The sequence below is a fragment of the Maribacter sp. genome, assembly GCA_020629415.1.
Classification (GTDB): domain Bacteria; phylum Bacteroidota; class Bacteroidia; order Flavobacteriales; family Flavobacteriaceae; genus Maribacter; species Maribacter huludaoensis.
Genome location: JAHDDL010000003.1, coordinates 30,635 through 51,940 on the forward strand (window position 1 = coordinate 30,635; position 21,306 = coordinate 51,940).

Here is a 21,306-nt window from a genome sequence, read left to right on the forward strand (position 1 = left end):
ACTCGTGATTACTTAAATGCATTGAGGCCAGTTACGTCCATGCCTGTTATTAATAAATGGACATCATGTGTTCCCTCATAAGTGAGTACTGTTTCGAGGTTCATCATGTGGCGCATACAAGGGTATTCGTTAGTTATTCCCATGCCTCCATGTATCTGACGGGCTTCTCTTGCTACCTCTAGGGCCATGTGTACATTGTTTCTTTTGGCCATAGATATCTGAGCTGGAGAGGCTTTTCCTTTATTCGCTAATGATCCGAGCCTCCATGCCATTAACTGTGCTTTAGTGATTTCTGTTATCATTTCGGCTAGCTTCTTTTGAGTCAACTGAAACTGGCCTATTGGCTTGTCAAATTGTATGCGCTCCTTACTATATCTAAGAGCAGAATCATAGCAATCCAATGCGGCTCCTATAGCACCCCAGGCGATTCCATATCTTGCTTTTGATAGGCAAGAAAGAGGACCTTTGAGTCCGACGACATTCGGAAGTATATTTGATTTTGGTACGCGTACATCTTCGAATATCAACTCTCCTGTAATGCTTGCTCTTAACGACCATTTGCCATGAATCTCTGGAGCGGAGAAGCCCGGTGTTCCTTTTTCTACAATGACACCTTGTATCTTTCCTTCTGGGTTTTTAGCCCATACTACAGCTAGATCGGCGACGGGACTATTAGTGATCCATAACTTAGCGCCGTTAAGGATTATGTCATTGCCATCTTCCACAAAAGAGGTAATCATTCCTCCTGGGTTAGAGCCATGATCTGGCTCCGTCAGTCCAAAACATCCTATAAATTCTCCCGATCCTAGCTTGGGTAAATACTTTTTCTTTTGTTCTTCACTACCAAATCTATATATGGGATACATCACCAGAGATCCCTGTACAGAAGCCATACTGCGCACGCCAGAGTCTCCTCTTTCTAGCTCTTGCATTATAACGCCGTAAGCTATTTCGTCCATACCGCCTCCGCCATACTCTGCGGGTAGACTTGGTCCATAGGCCCCTATCTCCGCAAGCCCTTTGAATAATTGGGTAGGGCATTCTGCTTTCTCCGAGTATTCTTCTATTATGGGGCTTACCTCCTGTTTTACCCATGCTCTTACAGCCTCTCTGGCAAGAAGGTGATCTTCGCTGAGTAATTCGTCTATGTTATAGTAATCATGGTGTTGGAACTTATCCACTCTGGCCGTTGTAGGTGTACCGTTTTGTATCATTAGATGTCTGATTAGGAGGGTCAAAGGTATGATATATATAGTAATATCTCCGTAGAAATTAGCACACAGAAATTGGGGTAAATACCTAAAATAAAATCATGGATTGCCCCAATTGAAGTACGCTCTACTTGCTTTTAGTTTTATATGAAAATAAAGAACACATGATCAGACAAGCTATTATAACCACGCTAACCCTCATCCTCCTTTCTTCTTGCCAGTTTGACCAGAAGAAGTTAATCAACCAACAATTAGAAGAAAAGCAAGATGTCATAATGGAATTGCAAGACCAAATAGATCATCTGCAATCAACTAACGACAATCTACTAGATAGAATGGCCGACCTCTCAGTCATCAATCGAAATGATGCCGAAAGCATCAGAGAATCCATGCGATCTCTCAATAGACAATTTGAATATATAGAGGAATTATCTGACGAGGTAGAGCGAAAAGATTCTATCAATCAATTGCTGGCGGCAACGCTTAAAAGTTCTCTTATAGATTATGATGATAGTGATATACAAGTGGAGGTCAAGGGAAATGCTGTGATGGTTTCGCTGTCTGATAAGATGATGTTCAGCACAGGCAGTGCGCGGATCAATAAAGCGGCTTACGAGGTACTGGGTAAGGTTGCACTTATCATCAATGAGCAATCTGATATGAATGTACTCATAGAAGGACACACCGATAACGTTCCCATCAAAAACAGAGTCTATAGAGACAACTGGGACCTGAGTGTACACCGTGCTACCGCCGTCGTCAGATTATTACAAAACAACTTCCAAGTCGATCCTCAACGATTAACCGCTGCTGGTAGATCAGAATATTTACCCAAATCAAATAATGACAGTACCACAGGAAGAAGAAATAATAGACGTACCGAAATTACTATTACTCCGAGATTAGATGACTTTTTTAAGTTACTGGAGGTGTCAGCTGAATTGAGTTAGTGAGGTTTGCAGTAGTACTGGACTTTAGAGAAGCATTATCCTCTTCGTAGAATATAAAAATCCCCTCAAATCAATGACTTGAGAGGATTAGTGAGCGGTCTGGACGGGACTCGAACCCGCGACCCCCTGCGTGACAGGCAGGTATTCTAACCAACTGAACTACCAGACCGTGGCGTTTAGCGAGTGCAAATATATGTGGTTTATTTAATTGCACAAACATTTTTTTTACTTTTTTTTAAATCTAGAGAAATTTATTTCTTTCTACGAGGAAAGTATTGAGCACCGTTGAGAAATCTCTGTGTATGTCTATGTCCACATATTTAATTTTATATTGAGCGCATTTCATTTTAATATCAGATAGATACGTAGTAATTCGTTCGTTATATGCTTCTTTGATATTGTCTGCGTAAAGGTCTAAATGCTCTCCTGTTTCTACATCAACAAATCTTTTGGGCGTATTTTCAAAATCGAAAAATAATTCATGTTGCTTGTCCATCGGATGAAAAAGAACCACATCATGCTTGTTGTATTTTAAATGACGTAGTGCTTCAAACAGTTCATCATCTTTTTTTTCAGTTTGAAACATGTCGGTAAACAGAAAAATGAGACTTCTTCGCTTTATATTTTCTGCTATTTGATGTAAGTAGGTATAAGTGTTGGTCTCTTTTGGAGGATTTTTGGCCTTGCTAATCTCACTTAATTGTGCCAATAACATTTGAAAATGACGTTCACTTCCTTTTTCAGGGGCATAATAATTATAAGTGTCAGAATAAATGCTTAAGCCTACGGCATCTCGCTGCCTTTTAAGCACGTTCATGAGCGCAGCAATCGCTAGGACGCTGAATCCTATTTTGTTCAAAGAATCTATGCTTACATTATCAACCTCTGGATAATACATGGAAGCGGAATTATCCAATATCATATGGCATCTTAAATTGGTCTCTTCTTCATATCGCTTTGTGTAAAGCTTATCGGTTTTCGCAAAGAGTTTCCAGTCTATGTGTTTGGTGCTTTCGCCATTGTTATAGATTTTATGTTCTGCAAATTCTGCAGAAAATCCATGGAAAGGGCTTCTGTGTATTCCACTAATGAACCCTTCTACTACTTGATTGGCAAGTAGCTCTAGGTTAGAGAATAATGATGATTTATTTAATTCTGATTGTAAATTCACAATTCTAAAGATACTAAAGACGGTTTAACTTTAAGGACGCGAAGAATTAAAATTATCCCAAATAAAAAATCCTGCTAAAAGCAAGATTTTTTAAATTTTATATTCCCCTTTTGGGAGTTAAGCGGGCTTTTACAAAGCTGCGTCTATAGCATCTGTGTAAACTTTCTTAGGTGATACACCTACTTGTCTGCTTACAATTTCACCACCTTTAAATACCAATACCGTTGGTATGTTACGTACACCGTATTTAGCGGCAAATTCTTGATTTGCATCTACGTCTACTTTTCCTACAACAGCTTTACCGTCATATTCAGTACTAACTTCGTCAATGATAGGACCTACCATACGACAAGGACCGCACCATGCTGCCCAAAAATCAACTACTACTGGTTTATCGCTTTTTAAAACTACCTCGTCAAAAGTAGCATCTGTTATTTCTAGTGCCATTTTAATATCTTTTATTGATTATGCAAATTTAGTCAATTATTCTTCTGTTTCCTTACAGGCTGGTAATTCGTTTTACCTATTAAGGTATCAAGCTAATTTATTTGTTTATATAGTTCTTTTCTTACATCTACAACTAAACAAAAGTAAATTTTAATTAGCGTAGCATAGTACTTAAGATTCTAATTCAGTTTAAAGTGAACGTCTTGTTTTTCTAAAAGTTGTAATAACTCTGTAGAAATATTGACTTTTTGTTTTCTACTATTTAATGTCACCTTAATTTTCTCTTTCATTTCATACACAATAAAGTTGACCGGGTGTTCCCCTTTATGATTTGTAAAGGTGTCTTTTAAGGTTCGTACATTTTCCTCTTTTAAATCGGCAATGTTCAATTTTATGGTAAGTTTTCTGGCGTAGGTCTCCATCACTTCTTGTAAAAGCATAAAGCTATTGAACTGCATTCTAGGGTCTCCTTTTTTTCCGGTGTCCTTATTCATCCATCCATCGCGAACAAATAATTTAACGTAGGCAAACGAATTGACCATTAAAAAATGCCTGAATTTTAGATACTCTTCCCCAAAAATCCGGAATTCATAGGAGTCCGTATAATCTTCCATGGTAAATGCCGCCCAGCCTTTTCCGTTTTTAGATACTCTGTGCTGCACATCTGTAATTACCGCAGCAAAGGTGAGTTCCCTATTAACGTAGGTGGGTAGGTCATTTACGCAAGCTATGTTGGCGTTACAGAATGCTTTCACTTCCGTTTTAAAATCATCTAACGGGTGACCTGAAATATAAATGCCTACAACTTCTTTTTCGCGACGAAGTTTTTCCATGGTACCCCATTCTTCACATGGCGGCACCACAGGTTCCGGTATTTGCACTTCACTGGCATCTCCGAACAAACTTACTTGGCTAGAGTTTTCGCTTTCTTGGAATTTAGCACCATATTTTATGGTTTTTTCCAAAAAGGTAACTCCGTCTCCTTCACTGTGAAAGTATTGGGCCCTGTGTGTATCGCCAAAGGAATCAAAGCCTCCTGCGACGGCCAAACTTTCAAATGCTTTTTTGTTGGCTGCGCGAAGGTCTATACGCTTTGCAAAATCAAAAACGGATTTATACGGTCCGTCTTCTTTTCTGTTTTCAACGATGGTTTCTACAGCACCACGACCAACACCTTTTACGGCGCCCATGCCAAAACGTACGGCACCGGCATCGTTCACGGCAAACTTGTAGTAAGATTCGTTTACGTCTGGACCAAGAACTTCTAGGCCCATACGCTTACATTCTTCCATAAAGAAGGTAACCTGCTTAATGTCGTTCATATTATTGCTCAGTACCGCGGCCATATACTCGGCAGGGTAGTGGGCCTTGCAATATGCGGTTTGGTAAGCGATCCAGGCATAGCAAGTGGAGTGCGATTTGTTAAAGGCATAAGCGGCAAATGCTTCCCAGTCTTTCCAGATTTTTTCCAGTTTGTCAACGGCATGCCCTTTGGCCGAAGCTTGTTCAATGAACTTTGGCTTCATCTTGTCCAGTACATGCTTTTGCTTTTTACCCATTGCCTTACGCAAGACATCAGCTTCACCTTTTGTAAAGTCTGCCAATTTCTGCGATAGCAGCATCACTTGCTCTTGGTATACGGTAATGCCATAGGTTTCCGCTAAGTATTCCTCACAGGCATCAAGATCATATACAATTTCTTCGGTACCGTGCTTACGGGCAATGAAACTTGGTATGTATTCCATAGGACCAGGTCGGTACAAGGCGTTCATGGCAATAAGATCCGCAAATACCGTTGGTTTCAGCGATCTCATGTGCTTCTGCATTCCGGGAGATTCATATTGGAAAACACCTACCGTTTCTCCTCTTTGAAAGAGCTCGTACGTTTTTATATCGTCTAAAGGAAAATTTTCAGGGTCTAATTCAATACCATGTTTCGCTTTTACAATTTTAACGGTATCCTTGATCAGGGTCAGTGTTTTCAGTCCCAAGAAATCCATCTTCAGTAATCCCGCATCTTCCACAACAGAGTTGTCAAACTGCGTACAATACATTTCTGAATCTTTCGCTAGGGCAACGGGAACGAATTTGGTGATATCATCTGGCGTAATTATGACCCCGCAGGCATGAATACCGGTGTTACGAACCGAACCTTCTAAGATATAGGCCTGATTTAAGGTTTCAGATTCAGGACCATCGCCTTCGGAAATTGCTAAAAGTTCGTTTATCTTTTCTAAATCTTCTGACCTGAATTTTGAACGTAATACCTTTTCATCTACCCCAATAATCTTTTTTAGCTTGGACATGTCTGGTATCAACTTTGCCATGCGATCAGAATCTTGCAATGGCAAATCTAAGGCACGTGCCGTATCTCTAATAGCAGATTTTGCGGCCATGGTGCCATAAGTGATAATTTGAGCTACTTGGTTTGCACCGTATTTATCAATTACGTAGTCCATTACACGACCACGCCCTTCATCATCAAAGTCAATATCAATATCGGGCATACTTACACGATCCGGATTCAGGAAACGCTCAAAAAGAAGGTCGTACTTAATTGGATCTAAATTCGTAATCCATAAGCAATAGGCAACGGCGGAACCTGCGGCGGATCCACGACCAGGGCCTACGGATACATCCATGGTCCTTGCTGCCCTAATGAAATCTTCCACGATCAAGAAGTAACCTGGATAACCGGTTTTTTCGATTACTTTAAGCTCAAAATCTAAACGCTCGTCAATTTCGGGAGTAATTTCCCCATATCTTTTCTTGGCACCTTCATAAGTAATATGGCGTAAAAATTTATTCTCGCCGCGTTTACCACCGTCTAGTTTGTCTTCTTCAAATTGAAATTCTTCTGGTATATCGAACGCAGGTAACAATACATCACGTGCCAAGGTAAAAGTTTCTACCTTATCTATAATTTCTTGAATGTTGATGATGGCTTCGGGAATATCCTTAAAAAGCTCCTTCATCTCTTCAGATGACTTAAAATAGTATTCTTGGTTGGGCAGCCCGTAACGGTATCCGCGACCACGGCCTATGGGTGTAGCCTGTTTTTCACCATCTTTTACACAAAGAAGAATATCATGTGCATGGGCATTTTCTTTTTCTACGTAATACGTGTTGTTGGTGGCTACCAACTTTACATTATGCTTTTTTGCAAATTTTATCAATACCTGGTTTACACGGTCTTCATCTTCCTGTCCGTGACGCATGATTTCTATGTAAAGGTCATCGCCAAAAGTTTCTTTCCACCAGATCAAGGCTTCTTCTGCCTGGTTTTCACCAACGTTCAATACTTTGCTAGGAACTTCACCATATAAGTTTCCTGTAAGTACCATTACATCTTCCTTGTACTGCTCAACAATTTTTTTATCTATACGTGGTACGTAATATTTACCGCTAACAAAAGCAATTGAGGACATTTTTGCCAGATTCAGATATCCTTTTTTGCTCTTGGCGAGCATTACAATCTGGTAGCCGTTATCTTTTTGGGACTTATTGGTATGATCCTCGCAAACTTGAAATTCACATCCTATGATCGGTGTAATTTCCTGTTCAGGTTCCGGTAATTCGTTTAAGGGTTCCTGGCCTTCTTCAAGTGTACCATTTTGGGTGGCTTCAAATCTTTTTTGGTTGGCCTCGTTTCTAGAAACCACTCCTTTGTTGTGGTTCAAAACTCCGTTTACAAAGTGAAAGGCACCCATCATATTTGCGTGATCTGTCATGGCAACAGCCGGCATATTGGCTTTTGCCGCTGCTTTCACCAAGTCAGGTACGCTTATGGTAGATTGTAATATGGAGAATTGTGTGTGATTGTGTAAATGTGCAAAACTTGCATTCTCTAAAGTAGCTAAGTTTTCTTCTATCTCTTCTTGAGAAACACCGCCTGTATCTTTTGCCCAAAGTGCATCGGCAATTTTTTTCGATGCTTTCTTGAGGTTAATGTGCTTTAAGCCGATAAGTTGAATCTCTTGCGGATTTGCTTCCGAGAAATTCTTAAAATAATCGGGCTGAACGTCTAACTGTTCTTTGGTGTATTGTTGCTTACGAATAAGCTCTAGAAAACAACGCGTAGTTGCCTCAACATCGGCAGTTGCATTGTGCGCTTCACCAAATGGTTCACCGAACAAAAACTCATGAAGTTCCGTTAATGTCGGTAGTTTAAACTTACCACCACGGCCACCGGGTATTTGGCATAATTGAGCCGTATGCTCTGTACAAGTGTCTAGAACAGGTAATTCTTGCAACGGATTCTCAACCCCTAAACGGTGAAATTCCGCTCCCATAATATTAACATCGAACCCAACATTTTGCCCAACAATGAATTTTGTTTTGGACATAGCTATGTTGAATTTCTCTAAAACCTCTGCAAGAGAAACACCTTTTTGTTCGGCCAGTTCCGTGGAAATACCGTGAATTTGTTCGGCATCGTATGGAATATTGAATCCTTCAGGACGAACCAGATAATCTTCATGCTCAATACAATTTCCCATATCGTCATGTAACTGCCATGCAATCTGTATACAGCGTGGCCAGTTGTCAGTGTCGGTTATAGGTGCGTTCCAGTTTTTAGGAAGACCGGTAGTTTCGGTATCAAAGATGAGGTACATATTGTGTATTCTGTGTGTTCAAAAGCGGTCAGGTATTTGACCTAAAAAGTGCGTATAAAATTACGAAAAAGTAGGTGTTGCAAAAAACGTAGTTGCTAGGAGTTATTAACGGTTAAATTTTTAGTTATTTTGCTTAGGGCTATTCCTGATTTAAAGGATTGAATTTGAGTGTTTTTAAACCTTGAAAAGATTTTCGGGTTAGTTGATTCAAATAACTTTAAAACATTGTTGCCAATTCAGCATTTTAAATTATATTTGCACCCGCTTTCAGATAAGCTTTTTTACTGATGGCGAACGATTTTAAAAAATAGAATTAATAATCAAGGGTCGGGCACCCTACAAATTAATGTGATATGCCAGTAAAAATTAGATTACAAAGACACGGTAAAAAAGGTAAACCATTCTATTGGGTAGTTGCTGCAGATGCAAGAGCAAAAAGAGATGGTAAATTTTTGGAAAAATTAGGTATCTACAATCCTAATACAAACCCTGCAACAATTGAGCTTAATGTTGATAGTTCTGTAAAGTGGTTACAAAACGGAGCACAGCCAACAGATACTGCAAGAGCTATTCTTTCTTATAGAGGTGTTCTTTTAAAGCATCATTTATTAGGTGGTGTTCGTAAAGGTGCATTGACCGAAGAGCAAGCTGAAGAAAAATTCAACGCTTGGGTTGCTGAAAAAGAAGCTGCAATTGCCGATAAAGTTGGTGGATTGGACAAAGAAAAAGCTGAAGCTAGAGCTGCTGCACTTAAAGCAGAAAAAGAAGTAAACGACAAGCGTGCCGCTGAAGCTGCCGCTGCTGCTTTACCAGAAGTTGCCGAAGGTGAAGACGCTGAAGCTGAAGTAGAGGCCGTTGAAGCTGCTGGTGAGCCAGAACAAGCTACCGAGGCTCCTGCTGAAGATGATAAAGCATAAATTATAAGAAACGATGCGCAAGGAAGATTGTTTCTACCTAGGTAATATCGTTTCAAAATATAGTTTCAAAGGTGAGGTACTGGTAAAACTAGATACTGATGATCCCGAGATTTACGAAAATATGGAATCAGTATTCGTTTCTTTAGGAAACAATCTGGTTCCATTTTTTATTAAAAGATGCCGACTTCATAAATCTAACTTACTTCGTATAGATTTTGAAGAGGTAAAGTCTGAATCTGATGCAGATCGCATCATGAAATCCGGACTTTATTTGCCCCTTACCATGTTGCCCAAACTTACAGGGAATAAATTTTATTACCACGAAATTATCGGTTTTACCATGATAGATTCCGTTCACGGTGATATTGGTATTATACAGAGCGTAAACGATACTACGGCCCAAGCGCTTTTTGAGGTAGAAAAAGACGGTGCTCAATTATTGATACCTATAAACGATGATATCATTACAAAGGTAGATCGGGAGAATAAACGTATTCTTGTTACTACACCAGAAGGTCTAGTAGATCTATATCTCTCATAATTATTTTGCATTACAAAACCATTTTTTGAATTATTTGGTACGAAAGCGGACAACCATGCTTTTATAGAATTACAATTATCCAATTGTGTATTGCTTGGTTAAAAACACTAATTTTCCAATGTGGATGTTAGATTAAGAAAGTTTTTACGCAGACCAAATTTTTTAGGTACAACAGATATTAAACCTTGGCACCATATTTTATTCTGGTTGGTTTACTTCGTCTTCAATACGTTTCGTTGGACGTTTATTCATGATGACTTTTTATTATCGTTACATACCAATTTAATCGGTTTTCCCATACACATTTTTTTGGCTTATTTAAATGCATATTATTTAATGCCCAAATTTATATATACCAAAAAATATGTTCAATATACGGTGTGTATACTTTTGGCTTTGGTATCAATGCTCTTGGTCAAGTACAATCTAACGTATTATTTGGTAAGTAAAGATGTAATGCCCGAAGCGCAAGAGGTTATAGATTCATTGACAATTGGGTATGCGGTGCAAACAATGATCGGGGAGGTGTATGTAATATCGTTTTTTACAGCTATTAAATTGACCATAGATTGGTTGCGTGAAAGTAGTAAACTGCATAATCTTGAAAAACGGCAACTTACTACAGAACTTCGTTTTTTAAGATCACAGGTATCTCCGCATTTTTTCTTTAATACCTTAAATAATATTTACGCTTTAACTTTGGAAAAATCTGACCAGGCGTCCGAGGTTATTTTAAAGTTGTCTGAATTAATGCGATATCTGCTGTATGCCACTAAAAAACAGCGTCAAGATTTAACAAGTGAAATTAATTGTATTAGAAATTACATAGATTTGGAGCGTATTCGGTTTAATGATGCGTTAGAGGTAGATATGAATATTTCTGGCGATATTACTAATTGTAAAATACCACCAATGCTTCTGATCCCACTTATTGAAAACTGTTTTAAGCACGGGGCAAATAAAAATATTGGCGAAATGAAGATCAGTATCAATGTAGAGGTGTACGACCGTTTTATGGATTTTAAAGTATCTAACTCCATTCCACCGGTAAATAATGACTATGGAGATATTAAGGAACAAGGTGGCATTGGGCTCTCTAATGTAAAAAAACGGTTAGAGTTAGGGTATGGTAAAAACGATTACGATCTAAAGATTTTTGAAGAGGATAATATGTTCAATGTTTTTTTAAAGCTTAAGGTGATATGATTTTGAAAGTTATAGTTGTAGATGACGAGCCGTTAGCAATAAATGTGCTTAAAAATTATATTGAAAGAGTAAAGGAGCTGCAGTTAGAGCGTACTTTCTCTAACGCCATAGACGCATCTTCTTATGTAAGGGACCATCAAGTGGATATTTTGTTTTTGGATATCAATATGCCCCTACTTAACGGCTTGGAGTTTTTAAGCACCTTACAAACCAAACCATTTGTAATTATGACTACGGCACATGAAGAACATGCTTTAAAAAGTTTTGAGCTACAAGCTATAGATTACTTGGTAAAACCAATATCATTGCCTCGTTTTTTTAAAGCTGTAGACCGTGTTATCGATTTAAAAAGAGGTTCTGACAGTAATATATCTGCTAAAGACGTAAAAGCATCCATCTTCGTTAAAGTGGATAAAAAGAAACTGCAGAAAATCTATCTAGACGAAATTATGGTGATAGAAAGCCTAAAGGATTATATTAGAATAATTACCCCTTCTAACAAATACATTATTCATAGGACTTTAAGTAGTTTTACGGATGAGCTTCCAAAAGATAGCTTTATTAGAATTCATCGTTCCTATACTATCGCCGTAGATAAGGTAAGCGTGGTTGAGGGCAATAGTGTAGAAATTGGTGGTATTAGATATACCATAGGTAGAAGTTATTTAACGGATGCAAAAAGTAGGATTTTAAATAATTTAACTGATTAGTACATTTATATTGAGCAAGCTATTTAAATTTAAACAATTCAGTATCAACCAAGATCGCTGTGCTATGAAAATTGGTACGGATGGCGTATTGCTTGGTGCGTGGACCAGTATACGGCACAATCCAGATTCTATTCTTGATATTGGAGCCGGTACGGGAGTTATCGCCTTAATGCTGGCACAAAGAAGCAACGCCGAGGTAATAGATGCAATAGAGATTGATGCGGATGCCTATGAGCAATGTGTTGAAAATTTTGAAATATCGCCTTGGGGAGATCGTTTATACTGTTATCATGCCGGTCTAGACGAGTTTGTTGATGAGATTGAAGATCAATATGAATTGATCGTTTGCAATCCGCCATTTTATTCTGAAACCGTTAGTTCAGGTAATGTGCAACGAGACCAAGCACGACAAAACGAGTTTCTTCCTTTTAATGAATTGTTAGAAGGCGTTTCAAAGTTGTTGGCAGAAAATGGGTTGTTCTCTACCATTATACCTTTTAAGGAAAAAGATGCTTTTGTAAAATTGGCGGCAGATGTAAACTTGTTCGTTAACGAATGTTTGCATGTAAAAGGAAATTCTAACGCAGATACCAAACGTGTTTTATTAGCTTTTTCCCGTAAAGAACAAGATTATAAAACATCAGAATTAATTATTGAAAGTAGTAGACATCAATATACCATTGATTATGTGAATTTAACCAAAGCATATTACTTAGATATGTAACTTTAACCTTGTGTAATGTTATATTTCTTTATTTATCTTTGAGAAAAGCATTGTTATGAAACCAGATCTATTTGAAGCACCAGACTATTATAACTTGGACGATTTACTATCAGAAGAACAATTGTTGGTTCGTGATGCCGCACGCCAATGGGTAAAGAGAGATGTATCTCCGATTATAGAGGAATTTGCCCAAAAAGCGGAATTTCCGAAGCAAATTATTAAAGGTTTGGCGGAGATCGGTGCTTTTGGACCATACATTCCTGAAGTATATGGTGGTGCCGGACTGGACCAAATAAGTTACGGACTTATTATGCAAGAAATTGAAAGGGGAGATAGTGGTGTTCGTTCAACGGCATCCGTACAGTCTTCCTTGGTTATGTATCCTATCTATACCTATGGAACCGAAGAACAACGTAAAAAATACCTGCCTAAGTTGGCTACTGGCGAATGGATGGGGTCTTTTGGGTTGACAGAACCAAACCATGGTTCTAATCCTAGTGGTATGGAAACCAAGTATAAGGACATGGGAGACCACTATCTTTTGAACGGTGCCAAACTTTGGATTTCCAATTCGCCATTCTGCGATATTGCCGTGGTGTGGGCAAAGAATGAAGAAGGTCGTATTCATGGTTTGATCGTGGAACGTGGTATGGAAGGTTTTACAACTCCTGAAACACATAATAAATGGTCCTTGAGAGCTTCGGCTACCGGTGAATTGATATTTGATAATGTAAAGGTCCCTAAAGAAAATCTGTTACCCAATAAATCTGGTTTAGGAGCGCCACTGGGATGTTTGGACTCTGCCAGATTCGGTATTTCTTGGGGTGCCATAGGTGCTGCTATGGATTGTTATGATACCGCATTAAGATATGCCAAAGAACGCATTCAATTTGGTAAACCTATTGCGGCAACACAATTGCAGCAAAAGAAATTGGCAGAAATGATTACGGAGATTACCAAGGCCCAGTTATTGGCTTTTAGACTAGGTCAATTAAAAAACCAAGGCAAGGCAACTTCTGCCCAAATATCTATGGCAAAAAGAAATAATGTAGAAATGGCCATAAAAATAGCACGTGAGGCTAGGCAGGTTTTAGGTGGTATGGGTATTACCGGCGAGTATAGTATTATGAGACATATGATGAATTTAGAAAGCGTAATTACCTATGAGGGTACACATGATATTCATTTGCTGATAACAGGTGCCGATATTACAGGAATGCCAGCTTTTCAATAACGTAACATTTTGGTAGTTTACCCTTAACATCAATACAAAAAACGACTGCTATCTTTGTCTTGCGCTAGTAAGATGTGTACATGTTTTTTGGATAAAAGCTTAAGCCGATGGGAGCATCGGCTTTTTTTGTGCCCTTATTTTAGCTTGATAGAAAATTGGAAAACCATTTTCCCGATTCTTTAATTGTTCTCTTCAATGTTTTAAAATCTATGTGTACCAATCCAAATCTAGGATGGTAACCTTCTGCCCACTCAAAATTATCTGTAAAGGTCCACACAAAATAACCATGGATATTCAACCCTTCTTGTTTTGCCTTTAGTACTTGACTTAAGTACCGTTTTAGGAAATCTTTACGTTGGGTATCGTCAATTTTTTTTTCGAACATGGTATCCTTAAAAGCGGCCCCGTTTTCTGTGATGATTATTTTTTTGATTTGGGGGTAGTCGTTATATTTTTTGATCATATTGTAAATGCTGGGCGGGTACACTTCCCAATCCATCAATGTGGTTTGTACGTTTCTCTTACTGGCCTTAACAATTTTAGCTTTTATATAGGGTACAAAAAGGCTGTATTTTACCTTCTCCCGTGTATAGTTCTGGATACCGATAAAGTCAAAATTGAACTGGCAATCTTCCATATCGGTAGATTGGATGTAAGGCTGAAGTTTCTTTAGAACCGGAGCTTCGTTTATGGGATAACCTAACCCAAGCGCGGGCTCAATAAATAAACGATTAAGCAAAGCATCGACCTGAACGGCTGTTTTTCTATCTCTTTTATTGTTTCTGTAAGGTGTAATTTGTGAACATGAAAATGTAGTGCCTATATGCGCTTTAGGTACAAGTTTGCGAAGTAATCTGCCGCCTTCCGCCTGGCACAAAACTGCATGATGTGCTGCTGGCAGAAAATTTTTAAGTCCTTTTTTACCAGGTGCATGAACGCCTAAAAAGTATCCGGCGCCTATAAAAACCATAGGTTCGTTCAATACCATCCAGTTTTTTACCCGATCTCCAAAAGCGTTTGCACACACTTTAGTGAATTCTGAAAACCAATTTAAAATGTCTCTATTGGTCCACCCGCCTTTTTCTTCTAAGTTTTGTGGCAGATCCCAATGATACAAAGTAACCCAAGGGGTTATATTTTGATCTAAACAGAAATTGATGACATCATTATAAAATTCAATTCCTGCTTTATTGATAGCTCCTGTACCGTTGGGTAAAACCCTTGGCCATGAGATCGAGAAACGATAGTTGTCAATATTCATCGATTTCATTAACAAGATGTCTTCTTTGTATCTATGGTAAAAGTCACATGAAACATTTGCATTGTCCCCGTTTAAGATTGTTTTGGGTGTAGCGGTAAATTTGTCCCAAATAGATGGTCCTTTGCCATGAAGATCATATGCGCCCTCAATTTGGTATGCTGCGGTAGATACTCCCCATATAAAATCTTCACCAAAATCTGATGCGTTTAAAATGGCTTCTTTATATGTTTTCAATGAAATACGAGCTTTTTTAGCGTAGTACTAAAGATTCTTCTAAAAGTTTTGAAACTATTTTATCGGTAATATCCGGGTATTCCACTGGTACGATAGTATCTGTGTTTAACCAATGTTTTACTTTGTCCAGATGTTTTTTCTTTAGTGATTTTATAACCGGAACACCCATTTCTGCCAATGCAGCTGCATTACATTGTTGTTCATACTGACCTTTCATAGGTACTACGAGCAATTTTTTTTGCATATAAAGACTTTCTGCAGGCGCTTCAAAACCGGCGCCGCATAAGACGCCTTTACTGGTAGCCATACTCTTTACAAAAGCTGTGTTTGTAATAGGTTTTATATGAATGTTTTTGTTGAAGTATTCATAGGTGTTGTGTTTAGAGAAAACTTCCCATTTGGCACTTTTCATCTTGCTTAAGAAATTCAGGAGTTTTTCATCACTATAAGAGGGAAGGTAAACTGTGTAATGTTCACCTTGGGAAATTGATGCTGACCTTATATCATCTCTTATTATAGGTGTGTAAATATTGTCTTCATAGGATTTAAAATGTAATCCAAATTGCTGACTTGTTGGGGCATAGTTGTTTAAAATCCATTTGCCCATTCTATCTTTCTTCTTTGGTTTTGGCGCCAAACTAGATAGTACCGCCGCCTGGTGGCTGAGACTGAAACATGGTTTATTTTTAAGTTTACATGCCCAGGCCGTAACAGGCTCAAAGTCATTTATGATCAGGTCGTAATCTTCTACAGGTATACTTTTAATTTCTTTCTGTAAGCGCATAGAATTGGCTCTGTAGTAGGTTTTCCAAACATCTACGCCACCTTTTTTGCCAAAAATAAAACTTAACCCTTTTAATTGATACTTAATGGGGTAGGGTAACTTAATATCAGCTTGTATGCCGCTTACTAAAATATCCAATGATATATGATGCTTTAATAATGCGGGTATAACATCTCTTGCTCTGCTCAAGTGTCCGTTTCCGGTACCTTGTATTGCGTATAGTACTCTCATTTACTCTGCTGTGTCATTCCACTAATTCTAAACTCCTCTAGTAGGCTTTGAAATAGTTCTGCTTTTTCTAAGACAAATGTTTCTTCTTTACTATCTTCCTTGTGGTCTATGGTGAGTTGGTCTTCTAGATATGAATATAATTTCCATTGCCCGTTATGATATTCCAGTGCGGTTAAATTCTCGATCCAATCTCCAGAATTTAAATAGATGACCTCTCCTTTATCCGTTTTTATCTTTCTGATTTCAGGTTGGTGAATATGTCCACATATTACATAGTCGTACCCATTTTCTATGGCAATATCTGCTGCAATATGCTCAAAGTCGTTAATGAACTTAACGGCAGACTTTACACCGTTTTTAATTTTTTTGGACATGGAAATAGGTCCTTTTCCTATTTTTTTGCTGATGAAATTAATGGCTCTATTCAAGACAATTAAAAAGTCATAACCTTTTGCTCCAAGTTTGGCTACCCATTTAGAATGTTGCATGGTTACATCAAAAACATCGCCATGAAAAATCCATGCTTTTTTGTCTTCTAGAGGAATTACCATTTTATTGACAATACTTAAAGAACCCATTCTATTGCCTGTAAACTTGCGCAATAGTTCATCATGGTTTCCGGTAACATAGTGTACGGGAATTCCTTTTGCAACCCAATCCAATAGAAGTTTAACTACTTTCATGTGAGATTTAGGCCAATACCGCTTACTAAATTGCCAGATATCCACAATGTCGCCATTAAGGATTACTTCTTTTGGCCTTATAGATTTCATATACTTTAGAAGCTCTTTGGCGTGGCAACCATATGTGCCTAAATGAACATCGGAAATGACCACAATGTCTACATGTCTTTTTTTCATAAAATATGTATAGGTTTCTTTCTTGAAAACCTTAAGAAAGTACTATGGGGTAGTTTTACCTCTAATTCAGTATAATAGGTGGTAGGGGTAGTTGAAGTCAAGGTCAATTCAATAGATTTCATATAGTGAAACTTATAGTCGTAAAGTTTCAAAAAATATGCGCGTGGGTAGGTTACTGGTAACTTATTTTTTAGTTACCAGATTGTTATGTAATTGAATTTCAGTATAATGTTGGTTAACTATTTCTTTACCAACCTTACCTTTACCGACTTACTGATCGGTGTTTTACTACGATCTGCAAAATGATTGAAGGGTACCAAAACATTGGTCTCCGGAAAATAAGAAGCCAGATTTCCCGATGGAATATTATATGGAACGATCTTAAAATTATGGGCGGTTCTTACAATGTCATCATAAGTGCTGGTGATGTCAACTACATCTAACTTGTTAAGACCAACAGCTTTCATGTCATCTATATTCATGAAGATGACCCGTCTTGCGTTATAAACGCCTCTGTAACGGTCGTCTAAACCATAAATAGTTGTGTTGAACTGATCGTGAGAACGTATGGTCATAAGCATATATTCATCTTTTGCCAAAGTGTGTTCAGGTAGTTTGTTAATTGTAAATTGTGCTTTACCGTTTGGTAACATGCTAAAATCCAATTCGCGAACATTATTTGGCAAGTAATAGCCTGCGCCTTTTGAACGTTCTTCGGTATCATTAAAACCTTTTGCAACTTGGTCGATTCTTTTTCTGATCAATTCATAATCTTCACCTAAAGATTTCCAGTTCATAGGATGTTCTTCGCCAAATAAGGAATGCCCTAGATTGGCAATAATTTCCGGTTCGCTCATGATGGCCTCCGAGGCTGGTTTTAAAATCCCTCTTGATTGTTTTACCCTTCCCATACTATTTTCAACGGTAAAATGACGGGGCTTGCCATTTTTCAAATCTTTTTCAGACCTTCCAATAGTCGGTAAGATCAAAGCGGTTTTTCCGGTGATTAAATGTGTACGGTTTAATTTGGTACTGATCTGTACCGTTAAATCGCAATTTTGAATTCCCTTTGCGGTATATTCTGTATCAGATGCCGCCATTAAAAAATTGCCGCCCAAGCACATAAATACTTTGGCGTTACCTTCATACATTGCTTTTAATGTACCTACGACATCTATCCCTTCATGGTTAGGTGGTGTAAAACCTAGGTGTTCTTTAATACGGGTATTTAAACCCTCATCAACAAAGTGTTGAATGCCTACGCTACGATCACCTTGTACATTACTGTGCCCACGTACCGGACATGTACCTGCATTTGGTTTTCCAATGGCTCCTTTCAACAATAGAAGATTTATGAACTCTCTAATATTTTCTACGCCATTCTTGTGTTGGGTAAGACCCATTGCCCAACACACTATAATTTTAGATTTATTCGCCAATAATGTAACCGTGTCGTTTATTTTTTCTTCGGATACGCCAGTTTGCGCCAATAGGTCTTCCGCATTGTAATTTTTTAAATCAGAAATCAAGGACTCATAACCATCTGTATATTTTTCAATAAAAACGTGGTCAAAAACTGTATTTCCTTTTTCTTCTAAGGCAACTAATTTCTTTAAAATTAACTTTACCAGAGGTATATCTTGGTTAATGTTGACCGCCAAATGAATATCTGCCATGTCTTCACCACCACCGATCCATCCGCCAATATGTTGTGGATTTTTAAAATTCACCAATCCTGATTCTTCTAACGGATTTATACTAATGACCTTACCACCGTTCTGCTTGCATTTTTCTAATGCGGATAACATTCTAGGGTGATTGGTGCCTGGGTTTTGCCCGGCTATTAATATGACTTCTGCTTCGTATAAATCCTCTAAAGTGGTTGATCCCTTGCCTATGCCTAAGGTTTCTCCCAAGGCAACACCACTACTCTCATGGCACATATTAGAGCAATCCGGAAGGTTGTTGGTGCCTAATGCACGTGCAAACATGCCATATAAAAAGGCAGCTTCATTACTGGATCTACCAGAAGTGTAAAAGATAGCCTCGTCCGGATTGTTCAACTTTTTTAATTCAGCTGCAATCAGATCAAACGCGTCCTGCCAAGAAATTGGTTCGTAATGAACGTTGCCGGGTCTTAATACCATAGGTTCAATTAAGCGCCCAAATTTGTTGAGTTCATAATCGGTAAGTTGTGAAAGTTCTTCTACAGAATTATTTTTGAAAAAATCTGCACCAATATGTTGTGTGGTAGCTTCATCACCTAAGGCCTTGGCTCCATTTTCGCAGTACTCAGCTACAGGTGATGGGTGTTCGGGATCGGGCCATGCACAACTTGGGCAATCAAAACCGTCTTTTTGATTCATGCTCAGCAAGGTGCGCATTGATCGTAATACGCCCATTTCTTTGAACGTATGTTTTAGGGCTTCACGTACGCCTAAATAACCTGCTGCATGAGTTACAGGTTCTTTTACTTCAATATCAAGAAATTCCTCAGACCCTCTAAAAGAGACGTTACGTTCGTTTTTTGCGTTCATGCAATAAACTTAAGAAATGTAATAGTAACGTTTGTAATCATTTCAATTAAAACTGTAACCCAAATGATTAAAATAGGGGATTTTAACTCAACTTAGGGTTGGGGTAATTGTCAGATTGGTCTTCTATAGTATTGTCCAAGCAAGTAAAATCTTTTTCCAACAACAGGTAAAGGTTATTGCCGGCTGTAGTTTTCAAGGTATGGTCAAAAGTTATGATGTCATTGGTAAACCAGGATCTGCCATTGGCCTCTGGCATAAAAAGGGTAATTCTATTGTTTTCAAAATTGATATGTAATTGCTCAATATCGCTCTTTAATACTACACCATAGTTAAATTTTGTAGTTCCAAAATTTGTACTGTCGTAAATTTCTCCATTTTCCGATAATGTTTTCACTTCAGATTGGGTTAATCTAAACCGTACAGAATCACCTTTTATTCTAATTTTCATAACTATAGATTCAGTTCACAACAAAAATAGCGCATCTGACAACAAAATATGGGCGATTGACATCAATTTGTTTCCAATATTTAACCTTACCTATATATTTACAATGTAATTAAAAACGAATTAAATTTTTTCATTTTCATATAGTGTTCTCGTAAAAGAGTCCGGTCTGATAAGATCGGACTCTTTTTAGTTTTGGTCTGTTTTGAGCATAAAAAAACCCATTAAATCAATATCTAATGGGTTCTTGTATTTGATGAAAAGGCTTATTTCCAAATAGGCGCAGGGTACTTTCCAGAATCGGATTTTTCCTTTAAACTGTTCATTGCTTTTTCCTTATCACTGGCATATGTTACACCAAACCAATCTCCACCAGAAGGTATACATTTAACCTCAATTTCGTTGGCCTGTAACATTTCTTGTATCATTAAAGGAATGTAAAGTTCGCTGTTGGCGATACGGTCATCATCTTTTAAGAATATTCTAAATTCAGATTCAATCTTATCAAAGATAGATGGTCTACAGACCCAAAAGTTCATACTGGCCTGTTCATTACCTGTAAATTCTAAATTAGTATCCTCATCAATAATCTTATCTCCCTGTTGTACCAGTTTTAATCGCTCTTGTACAGATACAAGGTTATCTCCATTTACTTCGCAAACACCTCTAGACACAGAACCATGCTCAGATAAAGTGTCTTTAAGGGTATAGCCTAAAAGTGCATAGGCACTATCATCCGATTTCATGAAATCCGCCGCTTTTTTGTAGGCAGATTGACCATAAAAATCATCTGCGTTGATCACTACAAACGGTCCGTTGATCACATTTCTTGCCGTCCAAACTGCATGAGCGGTACCCCAAGGTTTTTTACGTTCACCTGTAAAAGTAACTCCGTCAGGTAAATCTGTAAGTTCTTGAGCAAGAACGTTCAATTGAATATTGCTAGGAATTCTTTTTGAAAGATGTTCCTCCAAAAAAGAAACATTTTCTTTTTTGGTAATAACTACTATCTGTTCAAAGTTATTCTGAATTGCATCATATATGGCAAATTCCATCAAAAACTCACCATTAGGACCTAAATCATCAAACTGCTTTAATTTTCCATATCTACTACCGCTACCGGCAGCCATTAATAGTAATGTCATAATTTTCTGTATTTACGGGGCAAAAATAACGAATGTGATTAAAATTTATAGAGATTAATGAATGTAACCGCTATAAACTTGA

At 38.0% G+C, this 21,306-nt stretch carries 17 protein-coding genes and 1 tRNA gene; 7 read left to right on the forward strand and 11 right to left on the reverse strand.

From position 1 onward, the window contains the following. Positions 1-8 precede the first annotated feature (8 nt). Complete coding sequence (locus QZ657_RS02225) at positions 9-1,214, reverse strand: acyl-CoA dehydrogenase family protein (protein WP_291964691.1); 1,206 nt, start codon at positions 1,212-1,214, stop codon at positions 9-11. A gap of 386 nt (positions 1,215-1,600) precedes the next feature. On the opposite strand from QZ657_RS02225, the gene QZ657_RS02230 reads away from it, so the two are divergent. Next, positions 1,601-2,161: a flagellar motor protein MotB gene (locus QZ657_RS02230; protein ID WP_291964693.1), complete on the forward strand. Its 561-nt coding sequence runs from the start codon at positions 1,601-1,603 to the stop codon at positions 2,159-2,161. 95 nt (positions 2,162-2,256) lie between these two features. On the opposite strand, the gene QZ657_RS02235 is transcribed toward QZ657_RS02230, so the two are convergent. From QZ657_RS02235 to dnaE, 4 genes are all read right to left on the reverse strand, one after another. Then, positions 2,257-2,330, reverse strand: a tRNA-Asp gene (locus QZ657_RS02235). Positions 2,331-2,402: 72 nt separating this feature from the next. Continuing rightward, positions 2,403-3,332, reverse strand: coding sequence for a DUF58 domain-containing protein (locus QZ657_RS02240; RefSeq protein WP_291964695.1), 930 nt, complete (start codon positions 3,330-3,332; stop codon positions 2,403-2,405). A 129-nt stretch (positions 3,333-3,461) separates the two neighbouring features. Further along, on the reverse strand, positions 3,462-3,779 hold the full coding sequence (gene trxA / locus QZ657_RS02245) for a thioredoxin (RefSeq protein WP_024481982.1): 318 nt from the start codon (positions 3,777-3,779) through the stop codon (positions 3,462-3,464). Between the two features lie 179 nt (positions 3,780-3,958). Then, the gene (dnaE, locus tag QZ657_RS02250; protein WP_291964704.1) at positions 3,959-8,395 is read right to left on the reverse strand and encodes a DNA polymerase III subunit alpha; all 4,437 of its coding nucleotides are present in this window, start codon (positions 8,393-8,395) and stop codon (positions 3,959-3,961) included. Positions 8,396-8,748: 353 nt separating this feature from the next. Here dnaE and QZ657_RS02255 point away from each other — a divergent pair, with 353 nt between their 5' ends. The 6 genes from QZ657_RS02255 to QZ657_RS02280 all read left to right on the forward strand — a co-directional run bounded on the left by QZ657_RS02255 (position 8,749) and on the right by QZ657_RS02280 (position 13,727). Continuing rightward, positions 8,749-9,312, forward strand: a complete 564-nt coding sequence (locus tag QZ657_RS02255; protein ID WP_276471454.1) for a 30S ribosomal protein S16 — start codon at positions 8,749-8,751, stop codon at positions 9,310-9,312. Positions 9,313-9,325: 13 nt separating this feature from the next. Further along, the gene (gene rimM / locus QZ657_RS02260; RefSeq protein ID WP_276471455.1) at positions 9,326-9,853 is read left to right on the forward strand and encodes a ribosome maturation factor RimM; all 528 of its coding nucleotides are present in this window, start codon (positions 9,326-9,328) and stop codon (positions 9,851-9,853) included. A 336-nt stretch (positions 9,854-10,189) separates the two neighbouring features. Next, a complete protein-coding gene (locus QZ657_RS02265) occupies positions 10,190-11,059 on the forward strand; it encodes a sensor histidine kinase (RefSeq protein ID WP_291964706.1) in 870 nt (289 codons plus the stop codon). Continuing rightward, positions 11,056-11,769 (forward strand): LytR/AlgR family response regulator transcription factor, encoded by a 714-nt coding sequence (locus tag QZ657_RS02270; protein ID WP_291964708.1) that lies wholly within the window; start codon positions 11,056-11,058, stop codon positions 11,767-11,769. Before QZ657_RS02265 ends, QZ657_RS02270 begins: the two co-directional genes overlap by 4 nt. 10 nt (positions 11,770-11,779) lie before the next feature. Beyond that, on the forward strand, positions 11,780-12,493 hold the full coding sequence (locus tag QZ657_RS02275; RefSeq protein ID WP_291964710.1) for a tRNA1(Val) (adenine(37)-N6)-methyltransferase: 714 nt from the start codon (positions 11,780-11,782) through the stop codon (positions 12,491-12,493). Positions 12,494-12,548: 55 nt separating this feature from the next. Further along, on the forward strand, positions 12,549-13,727 hold the full coding sequence (locus QZ657_RS02280) for an acyl-CoA dehydrogenase family protein (RefSeq protein ID WP_291961349.1): 1,179 nt from the start codon (positions 12,549-12,551) through the stop codon (positions 13,725-13,727). Between the two features lie 139 nt (positions 13,728-13,866). On the opposite strand, the gene QZ657_RS02285 is transcribed toward QZ657_RS02280, so the two are convergent. The 6 genes from QZ657_RS02285 to QZ657_RS02310 form a co-directional block, all read right to left on the reverse strand. Then, a complete protein-coding gene (locus QZ657_RS02285) occupies positions 13,867-15,222 on the reverse strand; it encodes a GH1 family beta-glucosidase (RefSeq protein WP_291964711.1) in 1,356 nt (451 codons plus the stop codon). A gap of 16 nt (positions 15,223-15,238) precedes the next feature. Continuing rightward, positions 15,239-16,237: a glycosyltransferase family protein gene (locus QZ657_RS02290; RefSeq protein WP_276471461.1), complete on the reverse strand. Its 999-nt coding sequence runs from the start codon at positions 16,235-16,237 to the stop codon at positions 15,239-15,241. Then, positions 16,234-17,097, reverse strand: coding sequence for a UDP-2,3-diacylglucosamine diphosphatase (locus tag QZ657_RS02295; protein ID WP_291961344.1), 864 nt, complete (start codon positions 17,095-17,097; stop codon positions 16,234-16,236). The genes QZ657_RS02290 and QZ657_RS02295 overlap by 4 nt, the downstream gene beginning before the upstream one ends. Before the next feature lie 239 nt (positions 17,098-17,336). Then, the gene (locus QZ657_RS02300) at positions 17,337-19,634 is read right to left on the reverse strand and encodes an FdhF/YdeP family oxidoreductase (protein WP_291964713.1); all 2,298 of its coding nucleotides are present in this window, start codon (positions 19,632-19,634) and stop codon (positions 17,337-17,339) included. Between the two features lie 82 nt (positions 19,635-19,716). Beyond that, positions 19,717-20,082 carry a DUF7009 family protein gene (locus tag QZ657_RS02305; protein WP_276471464.1) on the reverse strand — a complete coding sequence of 122 codons (366 nt, stop codon included), beginning with the start codon at positions 20,080-20,082 and terminating at the stop codon, positions 19,717-19,719. Positions 20,083-20,345: 263 nt separating this feature from the next. After that, positions 20,346-21,224 (reverse strand): nucleotidyltransferase family protein, encoded by an 879-nt coding sequence (locus QZ657_RS02310; protein ID WP_291961338.1) that lies wholly within the window; start codon positions 21,222-21,224, stop codon positions 20,346-20,348. Positions 21,225-21,306 lie beyond the last annotated feature (82 nt).

Bases quoted from the DNA above. Each gene is read 5' to 3' on its own strand.
- QZ657_RS02225 (WP_291964691.1), bottom strand. From the start codon at position 1,214: ATGATACAAAACGGTACACCTACAACGGCCAGAGTGGATAAGTTCCAA.
- QZ657_RS02300 (WP_291964713.1), bottom strand. From the start codon at position 19,634: ATGAACGCAAAAAACGAACGTAACGTCTCTTTTAGAGGGTCTGAGGAA.
- QZ657_RS02270 (WP_291964708.1), top strand. From the start codon at position 11,056: ATGATTTTGAAAGTTATAGTTGTAGATGACGAGCCGTTAGCAATAAAT.
- trxA (WP_024481982.1), bottom strand. From the start codon at position 3,779: ATGGCACTAGAAATAACAGATGCTACTTTTGACGAGGTAGTTTTAAAA.
- dnaE (WP_291964704.1), bottom strand. From the start codon at position 8,395: ATGTACCTCATCTTTGATACCGAAACTACCGGTCTTCCTAAAAACTGG.
- QZ657_RS02255 (WP_276471454.1), top strand. From the start codon at position 8,749: ATGCCAGTAAAAATTAGATTACAAAGACACGGTAAAAAAGGTAAACCA.
- rimM (WP_276471455.1), top strand. From the start codon at position 9,326: ATGCGCAAGGAAGATTGTTTCTACCTAGGTAATATCGTTTCAAAATAT.
- QZ657_RS02230 (WP_291964693.1), top strand. From the start codon at position 1,601: ATGCGATCTCTCAATAGACAATTTGAATATATAGAGGAATTATCTGAC.
- QZ657_RS02310 (WP_291961338.1), bottom strand. From the start codon at position 21,224: ATGACATTACTATTAATGGCTGCCGGTAGCGGTAGTAGATATGGAAAA.
- QZ657_RS02290 (WP_276471461.1), bottom strand. From the start codon at position 16,237: ATGAGAGTACTATACGCAATACAAGGTACCGGAAACGGACACTTGAGC.
- QZ657_RS02280 (WP_291961349.1), top strand. From the start codon at position 12,549: ATGAAACCAGATCTATTTGAAGCACCAGACTATTATAACTTGGACGAT.
- QZ657_RS02305 (WP_276471464.1), bottom strand. From the start codon at position 20,082: ATGAAAATTAGAATAAAAGGTGATTCTGTACGGTTTAGATTAACCCAA.
- QZ657_RS02295 (WP_291961344.1), bottom strand. From the start codon at position 17,097: ATGAAAAAAAGACATGTAGACATTGTGGTCATTTCCGATGTTCATTTA.
- QZ657_RS02265 (WP_291964706.1), top strand. From the start codon at position 10,190: ATGCCCAAATTTATATATACCAAAAAATATGTTCAATATACGGTGTGT.